The 25,721-nt window shown below is 58.0% G+C and carries 27 protein-coding genes; 15 read left to right on the top strand and 12 right to left on the bottom strand.

Annotation, left to right across the window (positions count from 1 at the left end; translation table 11 throughout):
• Window positions 1–3 precede the first annotated feature (3 nt).
• The 10 genes from rplO (at window position 4) to bfr (ending at window position 7,188) form a co-directional block, all read left to right on the top strand.
• On the top strand, window positions 4–441 hold the full coding sequence (rplO, locus tag ACYZUD_RS20095; RefSeq protein ID WP_007896782.1) for a 50S ribosomal protein L15: 438 nt from the start codon (window positions 4–6) through the stop codon (window positions 439–441).
• Complete coding sequence (gene secY / locus ACYZUD_RS20090; protein WP_077574735.1) at window positions 442–1,770, top strand: preprotein translocase subunit SecY; 1,329 nt, start codon at window positions 442–444, stop codon at window positions 1,768–1,770. It begins immediately after the preceding gene.
• Window positions 1,771–1,797: 27 nt separating this feature from the next.
• Window positions 1,798–1,914 (top strand): 50S ribosomal protein L36, encoded by a 117-nt coding sequence (rpmJ, locus tag ACYZUD_RS20085; protein ID WP_002555468.1) that lies wholly within the window; start codon window positions 1,798–1,800, stop codon window positions 1,912–1,914.
• Between the two features lie 130 nt (window positions 1,915–2,044).
• Window positions 2,045–2,401 (top strand): 30S ribosomal protein S13, encoded by a 357-nt coding sequence (rpsM, locus tag ACYZUD_RS20080; protein ID WP_003186020.1) that lies wholly within the window; start codon window positions 2,045–2,047, stop codon window positions 2,399–2,401.
• Window positions 2,402–2,431: 30 nt separating this feature from the next.
• Window positions 2,432–2,821 carry a 30S ribosomal protein S11 gene (rpsK, locus tag ACYZUD_RS20075; RefSeq protein ID WP_002555466.1) on the top strand — a complete coding sequence of 130 codons (390 nt, stop codon included), beginning with the start codon at window positions 2,432–2,434 and terminating at the stop codon, window positions 2,819–2,821.
• Between the two features lie 18 nt (window positions 2,822–2,839).
• Window positions 2,840–3,460 (top strand): 30S ribosomal protein S4, encoded by a 621-nt coding sequence (rpsD, locus tag ACYZUD_RS20070; RefSeq protein WP_003210056.1) that lies wholly within the window; start codon window positions 2,840–2,842, stop codon window positions 3,458–3,460.
• Window positions 3,461–3,482: 22 nt separating this feature from the next.
• Window positions 3,483–4,484 (top strand): DNA-directed RNA polymerase subunit alpha, encoded by a 1,002-nt coding sequence (locus ACYZUD_RS20065; RefSeq protein WP_003186012.1) that lies wholly within the window; start codon window positions 3,483–3,485, stop codon window positions 4,482–4,484.
• Between the two features lie 42 nt (window positions 4,485–4,526).
• Window positions 4,527–4,913, top strand: coding sequence for a 50S ribosomal protein L17 (gene rplQ, locus ACYZUD_RS20060; RefSeq protein ID WP_007896790.1), 387 nt, complete (start codon window positions 4,527–4,529; stop codon window positions 4,911–4,913).
• Between the two features lie 206 nt (window positions 4,914–5,119).
• On the top strand, window positions 5,120–6,574 hold the full coding sequence (locus tag ACYZUD_RS20055; protein ID WP_462019838.1) for a catalase: 1,455 nt from the start codon (window positions 5,120–5,122) through the stop codon (window positions 6,572–6,574).
• A gap of 149 nt (window positions 6,575–6,723) precedes the next feature.
• Window positions 6,724–7,188 carry a bacterioferritin gene (gene bfr, locus ACYZUD_RS20050; RefSeq protein ID WP_462019837.1) on the top strand — a complete coding sequence of 155 codons (465 nt, stop codon included), beginning with the start codon at window positions 6,724–6,726 and terminating at the stop codon, window positions 7,186–7,188.
• A 92-nt stretch (window positions 7,189–7,280) separates the two neighbouring features.
• Here bfr and uvrA read toward each other — a convergent pair whose 3' ends face one another.
• Window positions 7,281–10,115 (bottom strand): excinuclease ABC subunit UvrA, encoded by a 2,835-nt coding sequence (gene uvrA / locus ACYZUD_RS20045; protein ID WP_462019835.1) that lies wholly within the window; start codon window positions 10,113–10,115, stop codon window positions 7,281–7,283.
• A gap of 191 nt (window positions 10,116–10,306) precedes the next feature.
• Here uvrA and ACYZUD_RS20040 point away from each other — a divergent pair, with 191 nt between their 5' ends.
• Both ACYZUD_RS20040 and ACYZUD_RS20035 read left to right on the top strand, forming a co-directional pair.
• A complete protein-coding gene (locus tag ACYZUD_RS20040; RefSeq protein WP_462019834.1) occupies window positions 10,307–11,704 on the top strand; it encodes an MFS transporter in 1,398 nt (465 codons plus the stop codon).
• A 9-nt stretch (window positions 11,705–11,713) separates the two neighbouring features.
• Window positions 11,714–12,241, top strand: coding sequence for a single-stranded DNA-binding protein (locus tag ACYZUD_RS20035; RefSeq protein WP_016969466.1), 528 nt, complete (start codon window positions 11,714–11,716; stop codon window positions 12,239–12,241).
• Between the two features lie 73 nt (window positions 12,242–12,314).
• On the opposite strand, the gene ACYZUD_RS20030 is transcribed toward ACYZUD_RS20035, so the two are convergent.
• The 11 genes from ACYZUD_RS20030 to ACYZUD_RS19980 form a co-directional block, all read right to left on the bottom strand.
• A complete protein-coding gene (locus ACYZUD_RS20030) occupies window positions 12,315–14,519 on the bottom strand; it encodes an OsmC domain/YcaO domain-containing protein (protein ID WP_462019833.1) in 2,205 nt (734 codons plus the stop codon).
• Between the two features lie 121 nt (window positions 14,520–14,640).
• Window positions 14,641–15,798 carry a glutathionylspermidine synthase family protein gene (locus tag ACYZUD_RS20025; protein WP_462019832.1) on the bottom strand — a complete coding sequence of 386 codons (1,158 nt, stop codon included), beginning with the start codon at window positions 15,796–15,798 and terminating at the stop codon, window positions 14,641–14,643.
• Window positions 15,799–15,810: 12 nt separating this feature from the next.
• Entirely contained in the window at window positions 15,811–16,509 is a 699-nt protein-coding gene (locus ACYZUD_RS20020; protein WP_462019831.1) for a DUF1190 domain-containing protein, read from the bottom strand.
• Between the two features lie 19 nt (window positions 16,510–16,528).
• On the bottom strand, window positions 16,529–16,957 hold the full coding sequence (locus tag ACYZUD_RS20015) for a DUF350 domain-containing protein (RefSeq protein WP_462019830.1): 429 nt from the start codon (window positions 16,955–16,957) through the stop codon (window positions 16,529–16,531).
• A gap of 13 nt (window positions 16,958–16,970) precedes the next feature.
• Window positions 16,971–17,651, bottom strand: a complete 681-nt coding sequence (locus tag ACYZUD_RS20010) for a DUF2491 family protein (protein ID WP_462019829.1) — start codon at window positions 17,649–17,651, stop codon at window positions 16,971–16,973.
• Entirely contained in the window at window positions 17,638–18,672 is a 1,035-nt protein-coding gene (locus ACYZUD_RS20005) for an ion channel (RefSeq protein WP_462019828.1), read from the bottom strand. Before ACYZUD_RS20005 ends, ACYZUD_RS20010 begins: the two co-directional genes overlap by 14 nt.
• A gap of 71 nt (window positions 18,673–18,743) precedes the next feature.
• Window positions 18,744–19,307, bottom strand: a complete 564-nt coding sequence (locus ACYZUD_RS20000) for a rhomboid family intramembrane serine protease (protein WP_462019827.1) — start codon at window positions 19,305–19,307, stop codon at window positions 18,744–18,746.
• 154 nt (window positions 19,308–19,461) lie between these two features.
• Window positions 19,462–20,160 (bottom strand): PspA/IM30 family protein, encoded by a 699-nt coding sequence (locus ACYZUD_RS19995; protein ID WP_462019826.1) that lies wholly within the window; start codon window positions 20,158–20,160, stop codon window positions 19,462–19,464.
• A gap of 24 nt (window positions 20,161–20,184) precedes the next feature.
• The gene (locus ACYZUD_RS19990; RefSeq protein ID WP_462019825.1) at window positions 20,185–20,766 is read right to left on the bottom strand and encodes a YjfI family protein; all 582 of its coding nucleotides are present in this window, start codon (window positions 20,764–20,766) and stop codon (window positions 20,185–20,187) included.
• A 273-nt stretch (window positions 20,767–21,039) separates the two neighbouring features.
• On the bottom strand, window positions 21,040–21,864 hold the full coding sequence (locus tag ACYZUD_RS19985; protein ID WP_462019824.1) for an alpha/beta fold hydrolase: 825 nt from the start codon (window positions 21,862–21,864) through the stop codon (window positions 21,040–21,042).
• 40 nt (window positions 21,865–21,904) lie between these two features.
• Window positions 21,905–22,453: a cysteine hydrolase family protein gene (locus tag ACYZUD_RS19980; RefSeq protein ID WP_462019823.1), complete on the bottom strand. Its 549-nt coding sequence runs from the start codon at window positions 22,451–22,453 to the stop codon at window positions 21,905–21,907.
• Window positions 22,454–22,555: 102 nt separating this feature from the next.
• Between ACYZUD_RS19980 and ACYZUD_RS19975 the strand changes: the two genes are divergently transcribed.
• The 3 genes from ACYZUD_RS19975 to ACYZUD_RS19965 all read left to right on the top strand — a co-directional run bounded on the left by ACYZUD_RS19975 (window position 22,556) and on the right by ACYZUD_RS19965 (window position 25,704).
• Complete coding sequence (locus ACYZUD_RS19975) at window positions 22,556–23,548, top strand: GlxA family transcriptional regulator (protein ID WP_462019822.1); 993 nt, start codon at window positions 22,556–22,558, stop codon at window positions 23,546–23,548.
• Window positions 23,549–23,846: 298 nt separating this feature from the next.
• Window positions 23,847–24,956, top strand: coding sequence for a DUF3182 family protein (locus tag ACYZUD_RS19970; RefSeq protein ID WP_462019821.1), 1,110 nt, complete (start codon window positions 23,847–23,849; stop codon window positions 24,954–24,956).
• Window positions 24,946–25,704: an alpha/beta hydrolase family protein gene (locus ACYZUD_RS19965; protein WP_462019820.1), complete on the top strand. Its 759-nt coding sequence runs from the start codon at window positions 24,946–24,948 to the stop codon at window positions 25,702–25,704. Before ACYZUD_RS19970 ends, ACYZUD_RS19965 begins: the two co-directional genes overlap by 11 nt.
• Window positions 25,705–25,721: the final 17 nt, after the last annotated feature.

Below are 25,721 nucleotides of genomic sequence, written 5' to 3'. Positions count from 1 at the left end.
TCGATGAAACTCAATGATCTGAGTCCAGCGCCGGGTTCCCGTCGCGAAAAGCATCGTCCGGGCCGTGGTATCGGTAGTGGTTTGGGCAAGACCGGTGGCCGTGGCCACAAAGGTCAGTCCTCCCGCTCCGGTGGCACCATTGCTCCAGGCTTTGAAGGCGGTCAACAGCCGCTGCATCGTCGCCTGCCGAAATTCGGTTTCGTTTCCCTGAAGGCTATGGATCGCGCAGAAGTGCGTCTGTCCGAGCTGGCTAAAGTGGAAGGCGACATCGTCACCGTGCAGTCCCTGAAAGATGCCAACGTGATCAACGTCAACGTACAGCGTGTGAAAATCATGCTGTCCGGCGAAGTTACTCGCGCTGTTACCATCGGAAAGGGAATCGGCGCCACCAAAGGTGCGCGTGCGGCTATCGAAGCAGCTGGCGGCAAGTTCGAGGAATAAATGGCTAAGCAAGGTGCTCTCTCTGCGCTCGGCAAAGGCGGTATGTCTGAACTCTGGGCTCGTCTGCGTTTTCTGTTCCTGGCGATTATCGTCTACCGAATAGGCGCACACATCCCGGTTCCAGGTATCAACCCGGACCGACTCGCGGACCTGTTTCGACAGAATGAGGGGACCATTCTTAGCTTGTTCAACATGTTTTCCGGCGGCGCGCTGGAACGGATGAGCATCTTTGCATTGGGGATCATGCCGTACATTTCGGCATCGATCATCATGCAGCTCATGACCGCCGTCAGCCCGCAGCTGGAACAGTTGAAGAAGGAAGGTGAAGCTGGCCGTCGCAAGATCAGCCAGTACACCCGCTACGGCACTGTCATCCTCGCTCTCGTTCAGGCTATTGGCATGTCCATTGGCTTGGCAGGGCAGGGTGTTGCGTTCACTGGTGACTTTGGCTTCCATTTCGTCGCGGTATCCACTTTTGTGGCTGGTGCGATGTTCATGATGTGGCTGGGTGAGCAGATTACTGAGCGTGGTGTTGGCAACGGTATCTCGATGTTGATTTTTTCGGGTATCGTCGCCGGTCTTCCGAGAGCGATCGGGCAGTCTTTCGAGTCTGCACGTCAGGGTGATATCAACATCTTCGCCCTGGTTGCCATCGGTTTGCTGGCAGTAGCGATTATCGGTTTCGTGGTGTTCATTGAGCGTGGTCAGCGTCGTATTGCTGTTCACTACGCCAAGCGTCAGCAGGGTCGCAAGGTCTTCGCTGCGCAGACTAGCCACTTGCCGTTGAAGGTGAACATGGCCGGTGTTATTCCGGCCATTTTCGCGAGCAGCATTTTGCTGTTCCCGGCTTCGTTGGGTGCCTGGTTCGGCCAGTCTGAAGGTATGGGCTGGTTGCAGGACATCTCGCAGTCGATCGCTCCTGGTCAGCCGTTGAATATTCTGCTGTTTAGTGCAGGGATTATTTTCTTCTGCTTCTTCTATACGGCGTTGATGTTCAATCCGAAAGACGTAGCGGAAAACCTGAAGAAGTCCGGTGCCTTTATTCCGGGTATCCGTCCAGGTGAGCAGTCCGCGCGCTACATTGATGGCGTTCTGACTCGCTTGACCATGTTCGGTGCTCTTTACATGACGGCCGTGTGTCTGTTGCCCCAGTTCCTGGTGGTTGCAGCAAACGTACCGTTCTACCTTGGCGGGACCTCGTTGCTGATCGTCGTCGTGGTTGTGATGGACTTCATGTCCCAAGTACAATCGCACCTCGTTTCGCACCAGTACGAATCCCTGATGAAGAAAGCCAACCTGAAGGGTTACGGCAGCGGCATGTTGCGCTGAGTACCCATAAGGTTCGAGGAGTTGGTGATGAAAGTTCGTGCATCGGTGAAAAAGCTGTGCCGTAACTGCAAGATTATTCGCCGCGAAGGTGTTGTTCGAGTAATTTGCAGCGCGGAACCGCGTCACAAGCAGCGCCAAGGCTGAGTGTGATTGTGCTTCAAGCCCGGTAGCTAGTGCGCTACCGGGTTGATTATTTGTTATTACAGCGATATTATCTCGCGCCCTATTTCTTGGCTTCCGGGGCGTAGGTAGCTGTCAATTGGAGTCCCACTGAATGGCCCGTATTGCAGGCGTTAACATTCCAGATAACAAGCATACTGTTATCTCGCTGACCTACATCTATGGTGTTGGTCGCACTACTGCACAGAAGATCTGTGCGGTGACTGGGGTAAACCCAGCGGCAAAGATCAAAGATCTGAGCGACGAGCAGATTGAACAGCTGCGTGGCGAAGTGGCGAAGTTCACCACTGAAGGTGACCTGCGTCGCGAAATCAACATGAAAATCAAGCGTTTGATGGACCTCGGTTGCTATCGCGGTCTGCGTCATCGTCGTGGTCTTCCAGTACGCGGTCAGCGTACCAAGACCAACGCGCGTACCCGTAAAGGTCCGCGTAAGCCGATCCGCAAGTAATCGCCCCAGCGAATCGACAGGAAATTAATCATGGCTAAACCTGCTGCTCGTCCTCGTAAAAAAGTTAAAAAGACAGTGGTTGATGGCATCGCCCACATCCATGCTTCTTTTAACAACACAATCGTGACCATCACCGACCGTCAAGGCAACGCTCTTTCCTGGGCTACCTCCGGTGGTTCGGGTTTCCGCGGTTCCCGCAAGTCCACCCCGTTTGCTGCTCAAGTAGCTGCTGAACGTGCTGGTCAAGCTGCGCTGGAATACGGTCTGAAAAACCTCGACGTTAACGTCAAAGGTCCAGGCCCAGGTCGTGAATCTGCAGTCCGCGCTTTGAACGGCTGTGGCTACAAGATCGCCAGCATCACCGACGTGACGCCAATCCCGCACAACGGGTGCCGTCCGCCGAAGAAGCGCCGCGTGTAATCCAGGAGATTGTAAAGAATGGCTCGTTACATTGGTCCAAAATGCAAACTCGCTCGTCGCGAAGGCACCGATCTCTTTCTGAAGAGCGGCGTGCGCGCGATCGAATCGAAGTGCAACATTGAAGCAGCACCTGGTATCCACGGCCAACGCCGCGGCCGCCAGTCCGATTACGGCACCCAACTGCGTGAAAAGCAGAAGGTCCGTCGTATCTACGGCGTTCTCGAGCGTCAATTCAGCGGCTACTACAAAGAAGCTGCTGGCAAGAAAGGCGCAACTGGCGAAAACCTGTTGCAACTGCTCGAATGCCGTCTGGACAACGTTGTATACCGTATGGGTTTTGGCTCTACTCGTGCCGAATCCCGTCAGCTGGTATCGCACAAATCCGTCAGCGTTAACGGTCAGACCGTAAACGTACCGTCTTACCAGGTTCGTGCTGGTGACGTGGTCGCGATTCGCGAGAAAGCAAAGAACCAACTTCGCATTGTCCAAGCTCTCGATCTGTGTGCCCAACGTGGCCGCGTAGAATGGGTAGAAGTAGACACTGAGAAGAAGTCGGGCGTTTTCAAGAACGTTCCAGCTCGCAGTGATCTGTCCGCCGACATCAACGAAAGCCTGATTGTCGAGCTCTACTCCAAGTAAGGGCTAGAAAATAGGTGCATCCATGCAGATTTCGGTAAATGAGTTCCTGACACCCCGCCATATTGATGTGCAGGTTGTTAGTCCAACCCGCGCCAAGATCACTCTCGAGCCTCTCGAGCGTGGTTTCGGCCACACCCTGGGCAACGCGCTGCGCCGCATCCTGTTGTCCTCAATGCCCGGCTGTGCAGTAGTCGAGGCCGAGATTGACGGTGTACTCCATGAGTACAGCGCGATCGAAGGCGTACAGGAAGACGTAATTGAAATCCTGTTGAACCTTAAAGGTCTGGCTATCAAGCTGCACGGTCGTGACGAAGTTACGCTGACCTTGTCGAAGAAGGGTTCGGGGGTGGTTACCGCTGCCGATATTCAGCTGGATCATGATGTCGAGATCGTTAACCCCGATCACGTAATCGCTAACCTGGCGTCTAACGGCGCCCTGAACATGAAGCTCACCGTAGCTCGTGGTCGTGGTTATGAGCCGGCAGACTCGCGTCAGAGCGATGAAGACGAAAGCCGCAGCATCGGTCGCTTGCAGCTTGACTCTTCGTTCAGCCCGGTTCGCCGTATCGCATACGTGGTGGAAAACGCCCGTGTCGAGCAGCGTACTAACCTGGACAAGCTGGTTATTGATCTGGAAACCAACGGTACCCTGGATCCTGAAGAGGCTATCCGCCGCGCTGCAACCATTCTGCAACAGCAGTTGGCTGCGTTCGTCGACCTCAAAGGTGACAGTGAGCCAGTGGTTGTCGAGCAGGAAGACGAGATCGATCCGATCCTGCTTCGCCCGGTTGACGATCTGGAACTGACTGTACGTTCGGCTAACTGCCTTAAGGCGGAAAACATCTACTACATCGGTGACCTGATTCAGCGTACCGAAGTAGAGCTGTTGAAGACTCCGAACCTTGGCAAGAAATCCTTGACTGAAATCAAGGACGTTCTGGCCTCCCGCGGTCTGTCCCTCGGCATGCGCCTCGACAACTGGCCGCCTGCAAGTCTTAAGAAGGACGACAAGGCGACTGCCTGATCGTCGTAATCACCGAACGTTGTGTTTGGTAAGGAATGAACCATGCGTCATCGTAAAAGTGGTCGTCACCTGAGCCGCACCAGCTCACACCGCAAGGCCATGTTTCAAAACATGGCGGTGTCGCTGTTCGAGCACGAGCTGATCAAAACTACACTGCCAAAAGCTAAAGAACTGCGTCGCGTTGCTGAGCCGCTGATCACTTTGGCCAAGACAGACAGCCTGGCTAACCGCCGTCTGGCTTTCGACCGTACTCGTTCGAAAGCTATCGTTGGTAAGCTCTTCAACGACCTGGGCAAGCGTTACGCTACCCGTGAGGGTGGCTACCTGCGCATCCTCAAGTGCGGCTTCCGCACTGGCGACAACGCGCCTATGGCGTACGTCGAGTTGGTCGATCGTCCTGTCGGCGGTGAAGCTGTATCCGCTGAGTAAGACGTCAGATACGAAAAACCGGGCCTAGTGCCCGGTTTTTTGTGGGCGCTCGAAAAGTTTCTCTGTGGACAATTCATCTCAAAACATAATTAGTTATTTTCTATCGGCACTCACAAGGTAATGAATTTGTAGGTGTAACGTTCGTGATCAATACTCCCTCTCAGCCGATTAGCCGGCAGTTAAAGACTGACAGAGGAAGAGATCGCATGAGCCAAAATAAAACGCTTACCACCGCCAGTGGCGCGCCTGTCGCCGACAACCAGAATTCCCGTTCCGCCGGCCCTCGTGGCCCGCTGCTACTCGACGACTTCCACCTGATCGAGAAGCTTGCCCACTTCAACCGTGAAAACATCCCTGAGCGGCGTGTGCACGCCAAAGGCTCGGGTGCTTACGGTACGTTCACCGTGACTCGTGATATCACCGAGTACACCAGCGCCAAGCTGTTTGAGTCCGTTGGCAAGCAAACGCCCACTTTCCTGCGGTTTTCCACCGTAGGCGGTGAGCGCGGTTCGGCTGATACCGAGCGCGATCCACGTGGCTTTGCCCTGAAGTTCTACACCGAGGAAGGTAACTGGGACATCGTCGGTAATAACACGCCGGTGTTCTTCATCCGTGATCCGCTGAAATTTCCGGACTTTATCCACACCCAAAAACGCCTGCCGCAAAGCAACCTGAAAAGCGCCCAGATGATGTGGGACTTCTGGTCTCACTCGCCAGAGGCACTGCACCAAGTCACGATTCTGTTCTCGGATCGCGGCATTCCTGACGGCTACCGTCACATGCACGGCTTTGGCAGCCACACCTACAGCCTGATCAGCGCCAACGGCGAGCGTCACTGGGTGAAGTGGCACTACAAGACCCAGCAAGGGATCAAGAACCTGGCGCCCGCAGAAGCGGCGCGTCTGGCCGGTACCGATCCGGATTACGCTCAGCGCGACCTGTTCGAGGCGATCGAGTGCGGTGACTTCCCCAAATGGCGTGTGTGCATTCAGATTATGACCGAGGCTCAGGCTGTGGCGCACTACGAGAACCCGTTCGATGTGACCAAGACCTGGTCACAGAAAGAGTTTCCACTGATCGAAGTGGGTGAACTGGAGCTCAACCGCAATCCGATGAACTATTTCGCTGAAGTCGAGCAAGCGGCGTTCGGCCCAAGCAACATGGTCCCGGGTGTCGGTCTGTCGCCAGACCGCATGTTGCAAGGTCGTGTGTTTGCCTACGCAGATGCTCACCGCTACCGCATTGGCACCAATCACCAGCAACTGCCGGTCAATGCACCTCGCAGCCCGGTGAACAGCTACCAGCGTGACGGCTCCATGGCTTTTGGCAGTAACGGCGGTGCAACTCCGAACTACGAGCCGAACAGCTACGTCGACTCGCCGAAACAGGCGCCTCGTTATGCTGAGCCTGCTTTGGCGTTGAACGGCGCGGCTGATCGCTACGATCATCGCGAAGACACCGACTACTACAGCCACGCCGGTGCGTTGTTCCGTTTGATGAGCGATGAGCAGAAAGCCCTGCTGACCAACAACATCGCCGGTGCGATGGCGGGGGTTTCCGGGGATGTGATTGACCGTCAATTGCAGCATTTCTTCAAGGCTGATCAGGCGTACGGAGAAGCAATCGCAAAGGCGTTGGGCGTACAGCTTAACGAAGTCTAAACGAGAAGCAGAACCGCCCTCATTTGGGCGGTTTTTGCGTTATTTAAGCTGCTTTTCTCAGAATATCTTCGCTTTTATTGCGTCAGGAGAGTGACCTTACGGTCGGGTTGGTTCAAACTACAGACTTTCAAGCAGGGAGATGTAGGGCGATGCAAGGCCACCCAGACGTAATCGATTACCTCAACACGTTGCTGACCGGCGAGCTGGCCGCGCGTGATCAATATTTCGTTCACTCGCGGATGTATGAGGACTGGGGATTCACCAAGCTCTATGAACGTATCAACCACGAGATGGAAGAAGAGACGCAGCACGCTGATGCCCTGATGCGTCGGATTCTGATGCTCGAAGGCACACCACGCATGCGTGCGGACGATCTGGATGTCGGCACCTCGGTGCCTGACATGCTTGCCGCCGACCTGCGCCTGGAATACAAAGTCCGCGCCGCACTCTGCAAGGGCATTGAGCTATGCGAGAAGCACAACGACTATGTCAGCCGCGAAATCCTGCGCGTTCAGCTCAATGACACCGAAGAAGATCACACCTACTGGCTCGAGAAACAGTTGGGTCTGATCAAGTTGATCGGTCTTGAGAACTACCTGCAATCGCACGCCTGATGCAGTAGTAGAAGCAATCATTGCTTCTGCATGGAGAAACAAAAAAGCCCCTGTCACTGATGAAGTGACAGGGGCTTTTTCATGGGCCGGATTCAGGCCTTGTCGCGAGCCAGCAACGGTTTGAGGTAGAAGCCGGTGTGAGACTGCTTCATCTCCGATACTTCTTCCGGGGTGCCCACGGCAATGATCTGGCCGCCCTTTGAACCACCTTCCGGCCCCAGATCCACCAACCAGTCTGCGGTCTTGATCACGTCCAGGTTGTGCTCGATCACGACCACGGTGTTGCCGTGGTCGCGCAGTCGGTGCAGCACGTCGAGCAGTTGCTGGATATCCGCGAAGTGCAAGCCAGTGGTCGGCTCATCGAGGATATACAGGGTCTTGCCGGTATCGCGCTTGGACAGCTCGCGGGACAGTTTCACCCGCTGCGCCTCACCGCCGGACAACGTGGTCGCCGACTGCCCCAGTTTGATGTACGACAGGCCGACGTCCATCAACGTCTGAAGCTTGCGCGCCAGAGCCGGAACGGCGTCGAAGAACACCCGGGCTTCCTCGATGGTCATCTCGAGGGTCTCGTGAATGCTTTTGCCTTTGTACTTGATTTCCAGCGTTTCGCGGTTGTAGCGCTTGCTCTTGCAGACATCGCACGGGACATAGATGTCCGGCAGGAAGTGCATTTCCACCTTGATCAGACCATCACCCTGACAGGCCTCGCAGCGTCCGCCCTTCACGTTGAAGGAGAAGCGCCCCGGACCGTAACCGCGTGAGCGGGATTCCGGTACGCCCGCAAACAGTTCGCGAATCGGTGTGAACAGTCCGGTGTAGGTCGCCGGGTTGGAGCGCGGCGTCCGACCAATCGGGCTTTGGTCGATGTCGACGACTTTGTCCAGATGCTCCAGGCCTTTGATGCTGTCGTGGGCCGCAGCCTCCAGGGTCGTTGCACCATTGAGGGCTGTAGCGCTCAGAGGAAATAACGTGTTGTTGATCAGTGTCGACTTGCCCGAACCTGACACGCCCGTCACGCACGTCAGCAGGCCGATTGGAATATCCAGATCGACATCGCGCAAGTTGTTGCCGCGAGCGCCTTTGAGGGACAGCGACAACTTCTTGTTGCGCGGTGTGCGTTTAGCCGGAACGGGGATTTTTACCCGGCCGGACAAGTACTTGCCGGTCAACGAATCAGGGTGAGCCATGACCTCGGCCGGCGTACCTTCGGCGACGATATGCCCACCGTGTACACCGGCGCCCGGGCCAATATCCACGACATAGTCGGCCAGGCGAATCGCATCTTCGTCGTGCTCGACCACGATCACCGTGTTGCCGATGTCCCGCAGGTGCTTGAGGGTGCCAAGTAACCGGTCGTTGTCTCGTTGGTGCAGGCCGATGGACGGTTCGTCGAGGATGTACAGAACACCCACCAGACCCGCGCCGATCTGGCTGGCCAGGCGAATTCGCTGGGCTTCACCGCCAGACAACGTGTCGGCACTGCGATCCAGCGACAGATAGTCGAGGCCAACGTTGACCAGGAACTGCAGACGTTCGCGAATTTCCTTGAGAATCTTGTCGGCAATTTCGCCGCGACGGCCAGTGAGTTTCAGTACGCCGAAATACTCACAGGCGTCGCCGATCGGCAGATTGGTCACCGCCGGCAGCGTCTTCTCGCCAACCCATACATGCCGCGCCTCGCGACGCAGACGCGTACCGCGGCAATCCGGGCAAGGCTGTGTGCTGAGGAACTTGGCCAGCTCTTCACGCACCGAGGCGGACTCGGTTTCGCGATAGCGGCGTTCCAGGTTCGGCACGATGCCTTCGAACGGGTGTGAGCGTTTGACGATGTCGCCACGGTCGTTCAGGTATTTGAAATCGACGTTCTGTGTACCGCTGCCGTGCAGGATGTATTTCTGCTGATCGGCCGGCAGTTCATTGAACGGCACTTCCAGGCTGAATTTGTAGTGAGACGCCAGGGACCCAAGCATCTGGAAGTAATAGACGTTACGCCTGTCCCAGCCGCGAATCGCGCCTTCGGCCAGGGTCAGTTCGCCATTGACCAGTCGCTTGATGTCGAAGAACTGCTTCACACCCAGACCATCGCACGTCGGACAGGCCCCGGCCGGATTGTTGAAGGAGAACAGCTTGGGTTCCAGTTCGCTGATGGCGTGGCCACAGATCGGGCAGGCGAAGCGTGCGGAGAAGATGATCTCTTCGCCCGGCTCGTCGTCCATCGGGGCGACCAGGGCAATGCCGTCCGCCAGCTTCAGCGCGGTCTCGAACGACTCGGCCAGGCGCTGTTGCAGATCGGCGCGGACCTTGAAGCGGTCGACCACCACATCGATCGAGTGCTTCTTCTGTTTATCCAGCTTCGGCAACTCGTCCAGTTCGCAGAGCCTGCCGTTGACCCTGGCCCGGACAAAGCCCTGGGCACGCAGTTCTTCGAAGACCGAAAGGTGTTCACCTTTGCGCTCGCGAATCACCGGGGCCAGCAACATTAACTTGCTGCCCTCTGGCTGCGCGAGGACCAGGTCGACCATCTGGCTGACAGTCTGGGCTTCCAGCGGAATGTCGTGATCCGGGCAGCGCGGAATACCCACACGTGCGTAAAGCAGGCGCAGATAGTCGTAGATTTCGGTGATGGTGCCGACCGTCGAGCGCGGGTTATGCGAGGTCGACTTCTGTTCGATGGAGATCGCTGGCGACAGACCTTCGATGGTGTCGACGTCAGGCTTTTCCATCATCGACAAGAACTGCCGGGCGTAGGCCGACAGCGATTCGACGTAGCGGCGCTGGCCTTCGGCGTACAGCGTGTCGAATGCCAGGGACGATTTGCCGGAGCCGGACAGGCCGGTGATGACGATCAGTTTGTCCCGTGGCAGGGTCAGGTCGATGTTCTTCAGGTTGTGGGTTCGGGCCCCACGAATCAGGATCTTGTCCAAAGTGGCCTCGCTCGGCGGGCGTCGAAAACGTAGGAGTATACGGCCAAATACTGGATGGATGCACACTATCAAGTAACGGGATTGCAGCCTTACATGAAGACTGTGTCAGCCGGACGCGTCAAAGCGTCGCGATATACCCCGCCAATCGATGGGACTGGTAGAATCGCCGCCGGTTCACATGAGGTTTTTCCATGCACGATCCCCACAGCGAACGCATGAGTGGCAGTGAGACCCGCGCAGCAAGCGGTCTGGCCCTGGTGTTCGCCTTCCGTATGCTTGGCATGTTCATGGTGTTGCCGGTATTGGCGACCTATGGGATGGATCTGGCAGGAGCGACCCCGGCCCTCATCGGGCTGGCGATTGGCGCTTACGGCCTGACCCAGGCGATCTTTCAGATTCCTTTCGGCTTCATTTCCGATCGCATCGGTCGCCGTCCGGTGATTTACCTGGGGCTGATCGTCTTCGCCCTGGGTAGCGTGCTGGCGGCCAATGCCGATTCGATCTGGGGCGTCATTGCCGGACGAATCCTGCAGGGGGCCGGGGCAATTTCCGCTGCGGTGATGGCGTTGCTGTCGGACCTGACCCGGGAACAGCATCGGACGAAAGCCATGGCCATGATCGGCATGACGATCGGTCTGTCGTTCGCCGTCGCGATGGTTGTAGGACCGTTGCTGACCCGTGCCTTCGGCCTGTCCGGGTTGTTCCTCGCCACGGGCGGCATGGCGCTGGTCGGCATTGTGATCGTCATGTTCATGGTGCCGCGCTCCACCGGGCCGTTGCAGCATCGAGAGTCTGGCGTCGCGCGCCAGGCGCTTCTGCCGACGCTCAAGCACCCGGACCTGTTGCGCCTGGACCTGGGCATTTTTGTGTTGCACGCGATGTTGATGTCGAGCTTCGTTGCATTGCCTCTGGCCCTGGTCGAGAAAGCCGGGCTGCCCAAAGAGCAGCACTGGTGGGTGTACCTGACCGCGCTGTTGATTTCCTTCTTCGCCATGATCCCGTTCATTATCTACGGCGAGAAGAAACGCAAAATGAAACGAGTTTTATTGGGCGCCGTGCTGACGCTGATGCTCACTGAGCTATTCTTCTGGCAGTTCGGCGATAGCCTGCGGGCTCTGGTGATTGGTACAGTGGTGTTCTTCACCGCGTTCAATCTGCTGGAAGCTTCGTTGCCGTCGCTGATCAGCAAGGTTTCACCGGCAGGCGGCAAAGGCACGGCGATGGGGGTTTATTCTACCAGTCAGTTCCTCGGATCGGCACTGGGCGGTATTCTCGGCGGCTGGATGTTCCAGCACGGCGGTCTGTCGGTTGTCTTCCTTGGATGCGCCGGCCTGGCTGCCCTCTGGCTGGCCTTTGCTGTTACCATGCGCGAACCTCCCTACGTGACGAGCCTGCGCTTGCCGTTGTCGCCCGAGGCGATCCGCGAAGCGGGTCTGGTCGAGCGCCTCATGGCCGTTGTAGGGGTAACAGATGCAGTGATCGTCGAAGATGAAGCGGCGATTTACATCAAATTGGACACCGAACTATTGGATCGCACCACCCTCGAGCGTCTGGTGAACAGCCCGACCGCGACAGCGTGCGAAGCCTAGGAGAACGTTATGGCCCGTGGGGTTAACAAAGTCATATTGGTCGGCACTTGCGGCCAGGATCCCGAAGTTCGCTACTTGCCTAACGGTAACGCCGTGACCAACCTGAGTCTGGCGACCAGCGAACAGTGGACCGACAAGCAAACCGGTCAGAAGGTCGAGAAGACCGAATGGCACCGTGTTTCGATGTTCGGCAAGGTTGCCGAAATCGCCGGCGAATACCTGCGTAAAGGTTCGCAGGTCTACATCGAAGGCAAGCTGCAGACCCGCGAGTGGGAAAAAGACGGTATCAAGCGCTACACCACCGAAATCGTGGTCGACATGCAAGGCACCATGCAGCTGCTGGGCGGCCGTCCACAGCAGGGCGACCAACAAGGCGGGGGCAATAACTACCAGCAGTCCGCCCCGGCTCCACGCCAGCAGGCTCCACGTCCGCAGCAGTCGGCACCGCAACAGTCGCGTCAGGCTCCAGCGCCACAGCAGGCTGCACCACAGCCGGCTCCGGATTTCGACAGCTTTGATGACGATATCCCGTTCTGAACCGCCGCTAATTTCATAACCGTAAACAAAAAAGCGAAGCCATTGATCCGGCTTCGCTTTTTTGTTGGCGCTGTTAGCTGGATAAAGTTGTCACATTGGTCCGCGCCATGTGCAGTTTTTTGTAGCTGTCGATCAGGCGCAGGTGTCTATCGAGTCCCTCCAGTTTCATGCTGGTCGGCGTCAAGCCATGGAAGCGCACGCTGCCGTCCACCGATCCGATCGCTGCATCCGTCCGCTCGTTGCCAAACATCCGGCGGAAATTGGCCTCGTAGTCTTCCAGTTCCAGGTCTTCGTCCAGCTTCATCTCCAGCACCACATTGACGGCCTGGTAGAACAAGCCGCGCTCAACCGTGTTGTCGTTGTACTGCAGGAACATTTCCACCGCCTCTTTCGCCTCTTCAAATTGCTGCAAGGCGAGATAAATCAGCAGCTTCAACTCCAGGATCGTTAACTGACCCCAAGCCGTATTGTCGTCAAATTCGATGCCGATCAACGTGGTGATGTCGGTGTAGTCGTCCAGCTCACTTTCCACCAGACGCTCAACCAGCGCTTGCAGTTCGTCTTCGTCCAGGCGATGCAGGTTCAGGATGTCGGCGCGGAAGAACAGCGCTTTGTTGGTGTTATCCCAGATCAGATCGTCCGCGGGATAGATTTCCGAATAGTCCGGCACCAGGATGCGGCACGCCGTCGCGCCGATATGCTCGTACACCGCCATGTACACTTCCTTACCCATGCCTTCGAGAATGCCGAACAAGGTCGCGGCTTCGTCGGTATTCGAGTTTTCACCCTGGCCGGAGAAGTCCCATTCCACGAATTCATAATCCGATTTGGCGCTGAAGAAGCGCCACGACACCACGCCGCTGGAGTCGATGAAATGCTCGACGAAATTATTCGGCTCGGTCACCGCATGACCTTCAAAAGTCGGCTGGGGCAAGTCGTTGAGGCCTTCGAAACTACGGCCCTGCAACAATTCGGTCAGGCTGCGTTCCAGCGCCACTTCCAGGCTCGGGTGTGCGCCGAACGAGGCGAACACACCGCCGGTACGCGGGTTCATCAACGTGACGCACATCACCGGGAATTCACCCCCCAGGGACGCATCTTTCACCAACACGGGGAACCCTTGCTCTTCCAGCGCCTGAATACCGGCCAGTATCCCTGGGTACTTCGCCAGCACGTTGGCCGGCACATCCGGCAGTGCAAATTCACCTTCGATGATTTCGCGTTTCACCGCGCGCTCGAAGATCTCCGACAGGCACTGCACCTGGGCTTCGGCCAGCGTGTTACCGGCACTCATGCCGTTGCTCAGGAACAGGTTTTCAATCAGGTTGGACGGGAAATACACCACCTCGCCATCCGACTGGCGTACGTACGGCAGCGAGCAGATGCCGCGCTCTTCATTGCCTGAGTTGGTATCGATCAGATGGGAGCCGCGCAGCTCGCCGTCGCGGTTGTAAATCTTCAGGCAGTACTCGTCGAGAATTTCGGCCGGCAGTGCATCTTTACGGCCAGGCTTGAACCAGCGTTCGTCCGGGTAGTGCACAAACGCCGCATTGGCGATGTCTTCGCCCCAGAACTGGTCGTTGTAGAAGAAGTTGCAGTTGAGTCGCTCGATAAACTCGCCCAACGCTGACGCCAACGCGCTTTCCTTGGTCGCACCCTTGCCGTTGGTAAAGCACATCGGCGAGTGCGCATCGCGGATATGCAGCGACCACACGTTGGGCACAATATTGCGCCACGAGGCGATCTCAATCTTCATGCCCAGGTCCGCCAGAATGGCCGACATATTGGCGATGGTTTGCTCGAGCGGCAGATCCTTGCCGACAATATAAGTGCTCGCCTCTGAACTGGAAGCCGGCATCAGCAACGCCTGGGCATCGGCGTCGAGGTTTTCCACCTCTTCGATCACAAACTCAGGCCCGGCTTGCACCACTTTTTTCACGGTGCAGCGGTCGATGGAACGCAGGATGCCTTGGCGGTCCTTGTCGGAGATGTCCGCCGGCAATTCGACCTGGATCTTGAAAATCTGGTTGTAACGGTTTTCCGGGTCAACAATGTTGTTCTGCGACAGGCGGATGTTATCGGTGGGGATATTGCGCGTGCTGCAGTACAACTTCACAAAGTACGCCGCACACAACGCCGACGACGCCAGGAAGTAGTCGAACGGACCCGGTGCCGAGCCATCGCCCTTGTAGCGGATAGGTTGATCGGCCACCACCGTGAAGTCATCGAACTTGGCTTCAAGTCGAAGGTTGTCGAGAAAGTTGACCTTGATTTCCATGGGGGATTACCAGAATAACGGCTAGACGATTTGGCCGCCATTATCCGGCATTTCAGCCGTAAGTCTTGCGGGCGTCTGTCGATATGTCCGCACCGGGCCTTTTTAGTGGGCGATGGCGGGGTCAGTCGAGTATCAGGTGCGGCAAGAACCGGCTCGAATCCTTGGTGATCAAGCTGTTGTCCTCACGCACACCGATCCCCGCCGCTTGATCGCCGATCACCCAGGAGCCAATCAAGGTGAAGCTGTCGCCAAACTGTGGCAGCGGCGCGAACTCCTGAAGGATAAACGGCGCGTCCGTGTAGGGGCCGTCCTCTTTCACAATCAGACCGTCGGCGGTTTGTAGCTCGATGTTGGCGCCTTCCCGCGAGAAGAACGGCTTGCGCACCCAGCCCTTGGGCACTGCTTTGTTCGGGTCGGTATCCAGGTGGGCTGCAAGCAGGTTCGGATGACCTTTGTTGAACTCCCACAGCAACGGCAGGATGCCCTTGTTGGAAATGATCGACTTCCAGGCCGGCTCGAAAAACTGTGTATCACTCTGGGCAATCGCTGCACCAAAAGGCTCGTGGAAGATGAATTCCCAGGCATGCAGCTTGAACAGGTGCGGAATCCAGCGATCTTCGAGATCGACGAAGCGTCCTTCACTGGTGAGGCCGATGTCTTCGAGATCGATGTGCCGGGATTCTATGCCGACTTTCTCTGCGATCAGGCGCAGGTAGTCGGTGGTGCCTTTGTCTTCTACCGAGTGTTTCATCGAAGCGAAATAGAAGGGCTGTTTCAGCTGCAGTTGAGCGAAAGCCTGATGCAATCTGGTGTCGATGCTGTTGAACTGGTCGGCATGCCTGGGCAACAAACCGCGTTCGATACATTGCTCCAGCCAGCCCCACTGAAACGCCGCGGCCTCGTACAGACTGGTTGGCGTGTCGTAGTTGAGTTCCAGCAGCTTGGCAGGCCCGGTGCCGTTGTAGGAGAAGTCCATGCGCCCATACAGGTGCGGGTGGCCTTCGCGCCATGAAGTACGAATCATGTCGTAGAACGGCGCGGGAATACTCAGGCGTTCCAGCAACTCCTCGCTCTGAACCACGCGGGCCACCAGGTCCATGCACATCTCATGAATCTCGGTGGTCGGTTCTTCGAGATCGTTCTCGATCTGCTTGAGCGTGAACTGGTAATACGCGCTCTCGTCCCAATAGGGTTCGTCGTCGATGGTATGGAACAGAAAGCCGAGACTGTCGGCGGTCTGTTTCCAGTCATGACGCTCTGTGCAGAGGATTTTCTTCATGGCCCTGTTTCCTTAACTGCTCGACCCGCCACCCCAGCCACTGCGTGCGCTGGCTTTACTACCGAAGCCGCCACGAGACGTGGACGAGGCAACAGAGATCGGCTTGCCGCCTGAGGTGCTGTAGCCAGAGCCGTACTTCGCCTGATTGGACCTGGTAAAAGTCGAACCTTTCGCAATCCGCTGGTTGAGTGTGGAGGAGGCGTAGTTGCCGCGATCATCGCGGTAGCGGTAGACCGGCTCGGAGTAATAGCTGTTGCGGTTGCTGCTCAACATGTTGCCGATCAACAGTCCGGTCAGCAGGCTGCTGGTGGAGAAACCCGAACCACTATTGTTCACTTCTGAGGCAGGCAATTGCGCTTTGGCAGCGTCCACCTGGGATTGCGTCACCTCGCCATCGGCGCTCAGTTCGAAACCACCCAGCTTGGGGATGAACTTGCCGGCGGAATCCTGCTGGCACCAGTCGGCGACAAAGTCGGCATCGCAATCGGCCTGGTTGTCGTACACCGGCGCAATGCGGCGATGCTCCGCCATGGCAGTCATGTAGGCGTCCGAGCAGACGTCCACCGGCAGCTTTTCATCGGCGCATTGCTGGACGGACTGGAAGTTGTACTTCTTCTGCACCGCGTAGGTTTTTTCCGTTGGCCCGCAACCTGATATCGCCATGGCGACCGACGCTGCCAGCGAAAGCTGAACGTACTTGCTTCGTTTCATCGGGATCTCCGTTACGCAATCAGTTCTGGGAAGGGGTCATGCAGGCGGCGTTCAACATGCCGACGCTGATGGCCACTGCCGCGACATAAATGCCTGCTGCGATTTCACCTTTGCGAATGCGTTCAGAAGCGCCTTTGAGCACCAGACTGGTCACCAGGAACGCCAGCAGTTGGACGAACGCGGCGATCACTGCCCAGACGGCGAAATCGAGGATGCTGATCGAGTAGGCAATCACGTTGCTGGCCGGAATGGCGAAACCGATGATGGCGCCGCCCAGGGCGATCGCGGCCGCAACGTTGCCCGAACGGATCAGTTCGAACTCTTTATGCGGTGTGATGCGGGTGTAGATGAACTGGAACAGCGCGAACAGCACGGCGGCGCCGAGGATGTACGATACAAAGCCGAGCACGGCGGCTTTGTTCAGGGAGATGGAGAGCGCTTCAAGCATGGACTTCTTCCTTTTAAAAAGTGTTCAGGTCGGTGGTGTACAGCGAAATGCCCAGCGAAGTGCTCAAGCTGATGGTGCCTTCAGCGTCTTCTTCGACGGAAAACAGCAGGAACTCCCGGCGATCGGTCAGGCCGGTTTCGCGGGCGTACAGCATCGAACGGTGCTCGATGCTGTAGGACTCATCCGGATTGCTCAGCTGTTCGCTCAGCGCCACCAGTTCCGTCTGGCCGTCCTCGGTGCCCCATTCGCGGGTGTATTCGACGCCGTTATGGTTGTAGGTCGGCAGCCCGATCAGGCTTTGCGGGCCGGCCAGCCGACGCAGCTCCGCTTCACTGTTGATGGTGATGTAACTGAGGTAATTGAACAGGATCACCGACTCGATCTGCCCGGCGATGTCACCGCTGGTGTGCACTTGCAGCCAGTAGTCTTCGTCGTTCATGTAATAGCGCGACAGCCAGTTCGACTGCCCGAGTTCAACGGTGCCGGCGCTCCAGATCTGCTGGGAGTCAGGGATGGCCACTGTGGTTTTTTCGTCGAGCAACAATTTCAGGGTAGTGTCGAACATCACGCCTTTGCCCAATGCCAGGCCCAGCGGGCCGGTGACCGGCAGGTTGTCGTTGGCTTTCCACTTCGAGTCGGTGTTCGTGCTCGCGTTCGGGGCCTCAAGCCCCATCAACTGTTTAAACCATCCCATTGGAGATTTCCTTGAGGCGAGTGGAGGCGATGTAGAAGAGTTCGCCGCCCTCAACGCGTGTGGCGCTGGGCGGGTTGATCGAAGGGTGTTGGGCGCCCTTGGCGCGATAGCCGATGAGGGTGGCGTTGTGGCGTTCTTTCATCTGCGCATACAGATCGCCGAACGTTGCCTGATAAGTCTCGGGCAGTTTCATCAGGTATTGGGTGGCGCCTTGACCCACGCAAAGCAATTCATTGATGACCACTGACGAACCTGGATCCTGAGACGCGCGCACGAGCATCTCGATGGCCATGCTTGAAGTGCATTCCAGGCTGGGGGCGTAGGAGCTGGCGAGCGCAGCGATTTCACTTTCATTGAAATGGGCGACCACATGCCCCACCGGGTTCAGTTGATTGACCGCCAGCACGGTGGCCAGGGTCAGGTCGTCTGAATGGGTTCGCACCAGGACACGCTCGGCACCGGGAACACCGGCGCGCTGCAACAACGCACCGGAGGACAGGCTTTCACCTTTGATAAAGGCTGCTTTGCCCGGCATGGGGTTTTCTTCAAGGGTGCAATCGCAAATGACGATCAGGTTGTCGTTAGAGGTTTCGTCCTGGAGCAGCAAGTCAATGACCCGCTCACTGGCCGCGCCTTCCCAGCCGATGAGCACCGTGTGGCCGACCTTGCCGGTGTAATCGCCTTTACCCTTCATGCCTTTTCTCCATACATCGATGACGCTGCTGGTGGTTTTGCCGATGGCTGCCGTCAGCAGCGCAATGCCCCCGAGCATGACCCAGGTAGCCACGAAAATGCGTCCCTCCGATGTCTGTGGTGCGAGATCGCCATAGCCGACGGTGAGCGTGGTGGTGAGATAGAAGTAGGTAAACGTGGCGGGGGCGGTGAGGTGTTGTTCGCCCAGAAACACCAGGCCCAGATACGCCGTGGTCAGGTGCACGCCCAGGGCAATGGCCAGTCCGACCCAGCCGAAGCGGTGGAAGAGGGACGAGGCATACATACGCAGTAAAAGGAAAATCGACATTTCGTCCCTGACTCCGTGGGTACTCATTCCTGGCGACGTAATCGCGCTGGTGACTGAAGGCTCAAGTGCGGTTACCGGGCGGCATTAAACCTGCTGCGCGGCGCAGGGAAAAGTACCTTGGCTGCAATAAATCCGGCGAATGCACCAAAGAGATGTCCCTCGAAGGAAATGCCCTGGCGCGGAAGGAAGCCAAAGATCAGGCCGCCGTAGAGCAGGGCCACGACACTGGCCGTCATCAGGTTGCCCCAGCTCCTCTGGAACCAGGCTCGCGCGAGGAGGTACGCCCACAGCCCGAATACCCATCCGCTGGCACCGACGTGCGCACCGGAAAAACCGAACAGCCAGACCAGCGAGCCGCCCAGGAGAATAATGATCGCGCTGACGGCCAGGAACCGGTTGAGTCCTTCGACAATGACCAGGGCACCGAGGATCAAAAAGGGAATCAGGTTGGCGCTCAGGTGCGCGAAGGACGCGTGCAAAAAAGGCGAGGTGATGATGCCGACCAGTCCGTGCAAGGTTCTCGGCACCAGACTGAAGGCAATAAGGCTGTAGCCGGTCGCCGCATTGAGCAGTTGCAGCGCAACCATGAAGATGGCCAGGCCTGCGATTGTCTTGAAACCCTTCAGGGCGCCCATCCTTGACCTCGACTCGAGAAAAAACTGAAACGCAATCAATGTGGGAGCGAGCCTGCTCGCGAAGAGGGAGTGTCAGTCGACATCAATGTTGCGTGACACACCGCTTTCGCGAGCAGGCTCGCTCCCACAGGTTAGGCGCCCGGCACTTGGCCGGTTACTCGGCCGATTTCTGCTTCAGACGTTCCAGAATCGCGTTGGCGCTGCCCGAATCCGGGGTAATGCCGGCTTCGCGAAGCTTGCGCTCCAGGTCGGTGCCGGTCGACGCATCGGCCAATTGGTCCTGAGCTTCCAGTTCAGCGGCACGTTGCTGCTGCTTGGCCTGCAAGCGGTTAAGCGTGCCGACGGCGGTTTCCAGTTTGCCGTTGGCACCGCCGCTGGCGATGGATGCGCTGACCTGGGCTTTCTGTACGCTTTCGCGCGCCTTGGCCATGTCCACTTGCTGACGCAGGCTTTTGATGCGGCTTTCGGCCTTGGTGATGTCTTTGCGCATGTTGTCCGCGTAACCGCCGAATTCGGTGGCCTGCTTTTGCTCGACATCCAGTTCATTGGTCAGGGTCGAAATGGCTTCGGCCACTTCCAGTGCCAGGTCTTCGCGGTTGGCCTGGATCGCGGCCAGGGCCTTGGATTCCAGGTCCTTGATCTTGGCGTTGTACTCGCTGACGCGATCAGCCGAGAGTTTGTGCTTGGCCATGATGGTGACCAGCTCACGCTTGGCGTTGGCCAGGGCGCTGTCAGCTTCGCGAATTTCCTGGTCGAGGATGCGCAGGGCCTGTTGATCGGCGATCGCTTCGCCGACTTCGTTGGCGCCACCGCGCAGCGCGGTGAACAATTTGCTCCAGATGGACTGAGTCATTGGATATTCCCTGTTCCCGAATAATTAATTGAAGAAACGTTCAAAGGCTTCGCTGGCGCGCTGGACGTTGTCGACGAGGGTTTTCACCTCGGTCACGACGTTGGTCAGGCTGGAGTCGGAGCTCAGCGCGCCGAACATGTTGTAGACGACCTGCCCGTTGGGCATGGACTCGATACCGATCGAAGACAGCGGGAACATTTCCCGGCTGCGCAGAACAGCATCATTGAAGGCTGGTACGTCTTTGATCGACTCGACGTCGACCAGAACGGTATCGACGATGATTTGATCGCCCACCACCGCGATGTAAATCGGCAAGCCACCGAAGTCGTTCATTTCCAGCTTGATGCTGGACTCGGAGCCTTGAATGAGGGAGAGGGTGATGTCGTTCGAAACCACTTCGTCCAGGGCCTGAAGGGCGCTGTAGAGGCGATCGATGTTCCAGTTGTTACCTGCGCTCATGTAATTCTCCGACATGAATGAGCCAGCCCGAATCGGTTGGCGTAGCTGTTTCTCCATCTGCTTGAGCAGGCTTCGGTTTTCGGGAAGCACCCAAGTCTCGTGTTTCACATAACCGGCGGCACCCAGGCCCGCACGCATCTGCTTCATGTAAAAGCTCGATGGTTTTTTCGCGGACGGTTTCGAGCGCTCTCCCTTGCGGCTCGTTGAATCGGCGACAGACCCGGCGGGCGGATCCGATGGAGAGCTGCTTTTCATGATGCTGATCCCGTTGTGAAAAACTCACGCGTGAGAACAGTACAGGCAATTTTTGTAGCCCTCAATAGCTCACGCGTGAGATTTTGTGACGGTCACGCAGAGGTATAACAAAAGAAGGCCAGTAACGTGCGAACGCTACTGGCCTTTTGTTTTTCAGCGGTTCAGTCAGCGTTTGGCAAACGCCAACATATCCGCGTTCACCTGCTCTTTATGCGTGTCCGTCAGCCCATGTGGCGCGCCCGGATACACAATCAACTCGGCATGCTCGATCAACCGTTTGCTCTCCAGGCCTGCTGCCTGAATCGGCACGATCTGATCGTCATCACCGTGGATGATCAAGGTCGGCACATCAAACTTTTTCAGATCTTCACGAAAGTCCGTTTCCGAAAACGCCTTGATGCTGTCCAGGGTGTTTTTATGGCCGCCCATCATGCCTTGCATCCAGAACGAGTCGATCAAACCCTGGGATGGTTTGGCGCCCGGCCGGTTGAAGCCGAAGAACGGGCCGCTGGCAACGTCCTTGTAGAGCTGCGAGCGGTCGGCGATGGAGCCCGCGCGAATGCCGTCGAACACTTCGATCGGCAGGCCTTTGGGATTGCTCTCGGTTTTCAGCATCAGCGGCGGTACGGCGGAGATCAGCCCGGCCTTGGCCAGGCGTTTGGTGCCGTGGCGACCGATGTAGCGGGCGACTTCGCCGCCGCCCGTGGAGAAGCCGAAGAGGATCACGTCCTTGAGGTCCAGGTGTTCGATCAGTTCGGCCAGGTCGTCGGCGTAGTGATCCATGTCGTTGCCGTCCCACGGTTGGCTTGATCGGCCATGGCCTCGACGATCATGGGCAATGGCGCGGTAACCGTTGTTGGCGAAGTGCAGCATCTGCGACTCCCAACTGTCGGCGCTCAAGGGCCAGCCGTGGCTGAACACCACCGGTTGTCCGCTGCCCCAATCCTTGTAATACAGGGTGTTGCCTTCGCGAGTCGTCAGAGTAGTCATGTCGATCATCTCCAGTGAGGTTGCGTTGGGGACAAAGCATTCAGGCAGCGAGGAACTCGTCGGTGGACACCACGTTGGCATAGGCAAAGCCCAGGGCCGACATGAAGGCGGCGTGAACGTGGGCCGCCGGAACCGTGACGCCGTTGAACTCCAGGTCACGGGAGGCACAGGCGTCGTGGACCACGGTGACGGTGTAACCAAGGTCGGCTCCGGCGCGGGTAATGCCATCGACGCACATGTGGCTCATGCTGCCGACCACCACCAATTCCTTGATGCCTTGCTCGTCGAGAATTGACTGTAGTTCGGTTTCGCGGAACGAATTGACGAAATGCTTGAGCACGACCGGTTCGTCGGCGCGGTTGAGGACTTTGGGGTGCAGCTTCGCGCCTTCGGAGCCTGGGGTGAAGAATGGCGCTTCGTCGGAAGTGAACTCGTGGCGGATGTGCACCACCGAGTCACCGGCGTCGCGAAAGGCCTTGATCAGACGTACGGCGTTGTCGGCTGCGGCATCAGCGCCGACCAGCGGCCACTTGCCTTGAGGGAAGTAGTCGTTTTGGATATCAACTACGATAAGTGCTTGCTTGGCCATGACTGTTTCCTCGGAGTGTGTGTTGGGTGTGGAATGAAGTATCGGGTCTGACAGGCCGTCCGAGGATTGGCCGCACCGACAATAGAAGGGGGAAAACTGACAATGGACGTACAAAGGGCAATCGCTGAACTGGGCGTGCTGATCTATCCCGGCGCGCAGATGGCGGCGGTACATGGGTTGACGGACCTGTTCGGGGTGGCGAACCGGATTGCCGCCGAGCATCAGAGTGCGCAGTTGCCGCTGTTGCGGATCAGTCATTGGCAGGTCGATGGCGATCAGGCTCCCGTGCGGGCCTACGACAGCCATCCCGCCCCGGACGGTGCTTTGGTGGCGGTGTTGATTCCGCCATCGATCGCCAGTTTTTACCAAGGCCAGGTGCCGCCGGCGTTGATCCGCTGGATTCGTCAGCAACACGCGGGCGGCGCGACGCTCGGCGGGGTTTGCGTGGGTTCTATTCTGTTGGCCGAAAGCGGTTTGCTCGACGGTCGCAGCGCCACCACCCACTGGACCTCGGCCAAAGCGTTTGCCGAGCGTTACCCGGCGATCAACCTCAAGGCCGACACACCGATCGTCGATGACGGCGACCTGATCACCACGGCCGGGCTGATGGCCTGGTCCGAGCTGGGTTTGCGTCTGGTGGATCGTCTGTTGGGGCCGAGTATCGCCACCGGCACCGCACGGTTTCTGGTGGTGGAACACAGCGACAGCGCGAGCGAGTGCGGCAGCAACTTTTCACCGATCCTCAGCCATGGCGACGCATCGATTCTCAAGGTTCAACACTGGCTGCAAAGCACCGGGGCGACCGATGTGTCGCTGACGGCGATGGCCGAGCGGGCAGGGCTGGAAGAGCGCACCTTCCTGCGTCGATTCCGCGCGGCGACCGGGCTCAAACCCACCGAGTACTGCCAGCACCTGCGGGTCGGCAAGGCACGGGAAATGCTTGAGTTCACCAACGGCACCATCGATCACATTGCCTGGACCGTGGGCTATCAGGACCCGAGTGCGTTTCGGGCGACGTTCAAGAAGATCACCGGGCTGGTGCCGAGTGATTACCGGACGCGGTTTGGGGTGACACCGAGTGCTGCAGCCCGGTAGCAGCCTCACCCGAAGACCTGTGGGAGCGAGCCTGCTCGCGATGGCGGTGTGTCAGACAGCATCAAATGGATGTTCTGGCCTCATCGCGAGCAGGCTCGTTCCGACAGGGGATATGCGCCAGGTTTGAGTCGTGCAAATTGCCTGAGTCCTGAGCGGGTTCGTGCAGAATAAAACAGGCCAATTGCTACCACGTTTTTCGCAACTGGCTGATTTTAAAACTGTTTCTACCCGGCATCCCTTGGCCTGATCTCTGCACCCCTCAACCTACATTCATCAAGCGCCGATTGAAGGGGGACGTATGACCCCAACAAACCGCAACAAACTGGTGGTCGCCCATTCGGTGCGTCCCGACGCCCCGCTGCACGAAGTCGAAACCAATCGTGCACTGGCCCGTTGGCTGGCGCACGTCCTCGGGCTTAAATTCGGTGGAAGCTACGACCCGGAGCGTCACAGCGGGCGTGACCTTTATCTGGTGCCCACCCAGACGCTGATCGGTACCGCTGCCGCCAGAGCACTGGGGGTCAAAGGGCCGGAGGATTTGTGGGGCGGTTACGTTGACCATGATTTCATCTGCACCAAGGCCATCAGCCACGGCCTGCGCAACAAAAATGCTTTCGCCCCGCAAGGCTGGTCACCGCTATTTTCCGAACGCGTGCGCAATGTGGTGCTCGATGGGCTGAGCGTGTTCTCCCTTGACGATGCGCGCCCTGCGGCGGAGCACTTGCTCTACACCGGGCCGATCCGCCTCAAGCCAATTCATGCCTGCGCCGGGCGCGGTCAAGAAGTGATCAAAAGCCTCGACCAGTTCGACTCGATCCTCGCCAGACCCGATGCCAAGGCGCTGTTCACCGAAGGCGTGGTGCTGGAGCAGGACCTGACTGACGTGGTGACCCATAGCGTCGGCCAAAGCTTTATCGGCGACAAAGTGCTGAGCTATTGCGGTGATCAATACTTGACCGAGGACGGTCAGGGCGAGCAGGTTTATGGAGGCTCCAACCTGCTCGTGGTGCGGGGCTACTACGACGATCTGCTCGAATTGGAATTGCCGGACGATGTGCAGTTGGCGATCCGGCAGGCGCAGGTGTTCGACAGCGCCGCGGATGAAGCCTACCCCGGTTTCTACGCCTCTCGGCGCAACTACGACATCGCCCAGGGCCTGGACAGTGACGGCAAACAGCGTAGCGGTGTGCTCGAGCAGTCCTGGCGCATGGGCGGTGCCAGCAGCGCCGAAGTGGCGGCGTTGCAGAGCTTCGTCAACGATCCGGGGATGCGCGCGATTCGCGTGTCATCGGTCGAAACCTACATCGACCAGCCGCTGCCGGCGGACGCCATCGAGGTGTATCGCGGGCCGGCAGAAAGCAGTGACTTTCTTCTCAAGTACGTAACGGTCAAATCCTATGACGGCTAGAAGCGAAACCATTCAGATCGACATCGACGATGAACAGATGGTCGGGACTTTTCTCAGCCCCAAGTCAAAGGTCCCCGGCGTGCTGTTCGTGCACGGTTGGGGCGGCAGTCAGGAGCGGGACCTGGAACGGGCGAAAGGCATCGCCGGTCTGGGGTGCGTGTGCCTGACGTTCGACTTGCGCGGGCACACGGGGGGAACCGGTATTCCGTTGTCCCGCGTCACGCGCGAAGACAACTTGCGCGACCTGCTTGCTGCCTATGACCGCTTGCTCGCCCACCCGGCGCTCGACACGTCCGCCATTGCGGTGGTCGGCACCAGCTACGGCGGTTACCTGGCGTCGATCCTGACGTCATTGCGGCCGGTGCGCTGGTTGGCGCTGCGGGTGCCGGCGCTGTATCGCGACGATTTGTGGCACACGCCCAAGCGCGAGTTGGACAAGGTCGATTTGCGCGATTACCGCAGCACGTTGGTCCGCGCCGATAGCAATCGTGCGCTGCATGCCTGTTCGCAATTCACGGGAGATGTGCTGCTGGTGGAGTCCGAGACCGATGAGTATGTGCCTCACGCAACCATCATGAGTTACCGCGCTGCGTGTCAGCAGACGCACTCCCTGACTCATCGGATTATCGATGGATCCGATCACGCCTTGAGTACGCCGATCGCGCAACAGGCGTACACCTCGATCCTGGTGGACTGGATCACGGAAATGGTGGTGGGTGAGCGGTTGAGCATTATTCAGTCGACTTGAGTGCGGTGGTGTTCTTG

The sequence above is a fragment of the Pseudomonas sp. XS1P51 genome, assembly GCF_054897845.1.
The sequence above is the reverse complement of the archived record's forward strand: the minus strand, read 5'-3'. Positions and strand labels throughout refer to the sequence as shown.

Bases quoted from the DNA above. Each gene is read 5' to 3' on its own strand.
- ACYZUD_RS19990 (WP_462019825.1), bottom strand. From the start codon at position 20,766: ATGAAGCAGATGCGTGCGGGCCTGGGTGCCGCCGGTTATGTGAAACAC.
- rpsM (WP_003186020.1), top strand. From the start codon at position 2,045: ATGGCCCGTATTGCAGGCGTTAACATTCCAGATAACAAGCATACTGTT.
- rplO (WP_007896782.1), top strand. From the start codon at position 4: ATGAAACTCAATGATCTGAGTCCAGCGCCGGGTTCCCGTCGCGAAAAG.
- ACYZUD_RS20020 (WP_462019831.1), bottom strand. From the start codon at position 16,509: ATGAAACGAAGCAAGTACGTTCAGCTTTCGCTGGCAGCGTCGGTCGCC.
- ACYZUD_RS19985 (WP_462019824.1), bottom strand. From the start codon at position 21,864: ATGACTACTCTGACGACTCGCGAAGGCAACACCCTGTATTACAAGGAT.
- rpmJ (WP_002555468.1), top strand. From the start codon at position 1,798: ATGAAAGTTCGTGCATCGGTGAAAAAGCTGTGCCGTAACTGCAAGATT.
- ACYZUD_RS20030 (WP_462019833.1), bottom strand. From the start codon at position 14,519: ATGGAAATCAAGGTCAACTTTCTCGACAACCTTCGACTTGAAGCCAAG.
- rplQ (WP_007896790.1), top strand. From the start codon at position 4,527: ATGCGTCATCGTAAAAGTGGTCGTCACCTGAGCCGCACCAGCTCACAC.
- ACYZUD_RS19980 (WP_462019823.1), bottom strand. From the start codon at position 22,453: ATGGCCAAGCAAGCACTTATCGTAGTTGATATCCAAAACGACTACTTC.
- secY (WP_077574735.1), top strand. From the start codon at position 442: ATGGCTAAGCAAGGTGCTCTCTCTGCGCTCGGCAAAGGCGGTATGTCT.
- ACYZUD_RS20065 (WP_003186012.1), top strand. From the start codon at position 3,483: ATGCAGATTTCGGTAAATGAGTTCCTGACACCCCGCCATATTGATGTG.
- ACYZUD_RS20010 (WP_462019829.1), bottom strand. From the start codon at position 17,651: ATGGGATGGTTTAAACAGTTGATGGGGCTTGAGGCCCCGAACGCGAGC.
- ACYZUD_RS20005 (WP_462019828.1), bottom strand. From the start codon at position 18,672: ATGTCGATTTTCCTTTTACTGCGTATGTATGCCTCGTCCCTCTTCCAC.
- ACYZUD_RS19970 (WP_462019821.1), top strand. From the start codon at position 23,847: ATGACCCCAACAAACCGCAACAAACTGGTGGTCGCCCATTCGGTGCGT.
- ACYZUD_RS20040 (WP_462019834.1), top strand. From the start codon at position 10,307: ATGCACGATCCCCACAGCGAACGCATGAGTGGCAGTGAGACCCGCGCA.
- bfr (WP_462019837.1), top strand. From the start codon at position 6,724: ATGCAAGGCCACCCAGACGTAATCGATTACCTCAACACGTTGCTGACC.
- rpsK (WP_002555466.1), top strand. From the start codon at position 2,432: ATGGCTAAACCTGCTGCTCGTCCTCGTAAAAAAGTTAAAAAGACAGTG.
- ACYZUD_RS19975 (WP_462019822.1), top strand. From the start codon at position 22,556: ATGGACGTACAAAGGGCAATCGCTGAACTGGGCGTGCTGATCTATCCC.
- ACYZUD_RS19965 (WP_462019820.1), top strand. From the start codon at position 24,946: ATGACGGCTAGAAGCGAAACCATTCAGATCGACATCGACGATGAACAG.
- ACYZUD_RS20025 (WP_462019832.1), bottom strand. From the start codon at position 15,798: ATGAAGAAAATCCTCTGCACAGAGCGTCATGACTGGAAACAGACCGCC.
- ACYZUD_RS20035 (WP_016969466.1), top strand. From the start codon at position 11,714: ATGGCCCGTGGGGTTAACAAAGTCATATTGGTCGGCACTTGCGGCCAG.
- ACYZUD_RS20000 (WP_462019827.1), bottom strand. From the start codon at position 19,307: ATGGGCGCCCTGAAGGGTTTCAAGACAATCGCAGGCCTGGCCATCTTC.
- ACYZUD_RS20015 (WP_462019830.1), bottom strand. From the start codon at position 16,957: ATGCTTGAAGCGCTCTCCATCTCCCTGAACAAAGCCGCCGTGCTCGGC.
- ACYZUD_RS19995 (WP_462019826.1), bottom strand. From the start codon at position 20,160: ATGACTCAGTCCATCTGGAGCAAATTGTTCACCGCGCTGCGCGGTGGC.
- ACYZUD_RS20055 (WP_462019838.1), top strand. From the start codon at position 5,120: ATGAGCCAAAATAAAACGCTTACCACCGCCAGTGGCGCGCCTGTCGCC.
- rpsD (WP_003210056.1), top strand. From the start codon at position 2,840: ATGGCTCGTTACATTGGTCCAAAATGCAAACTCGCTCGTCGCGAAGGC.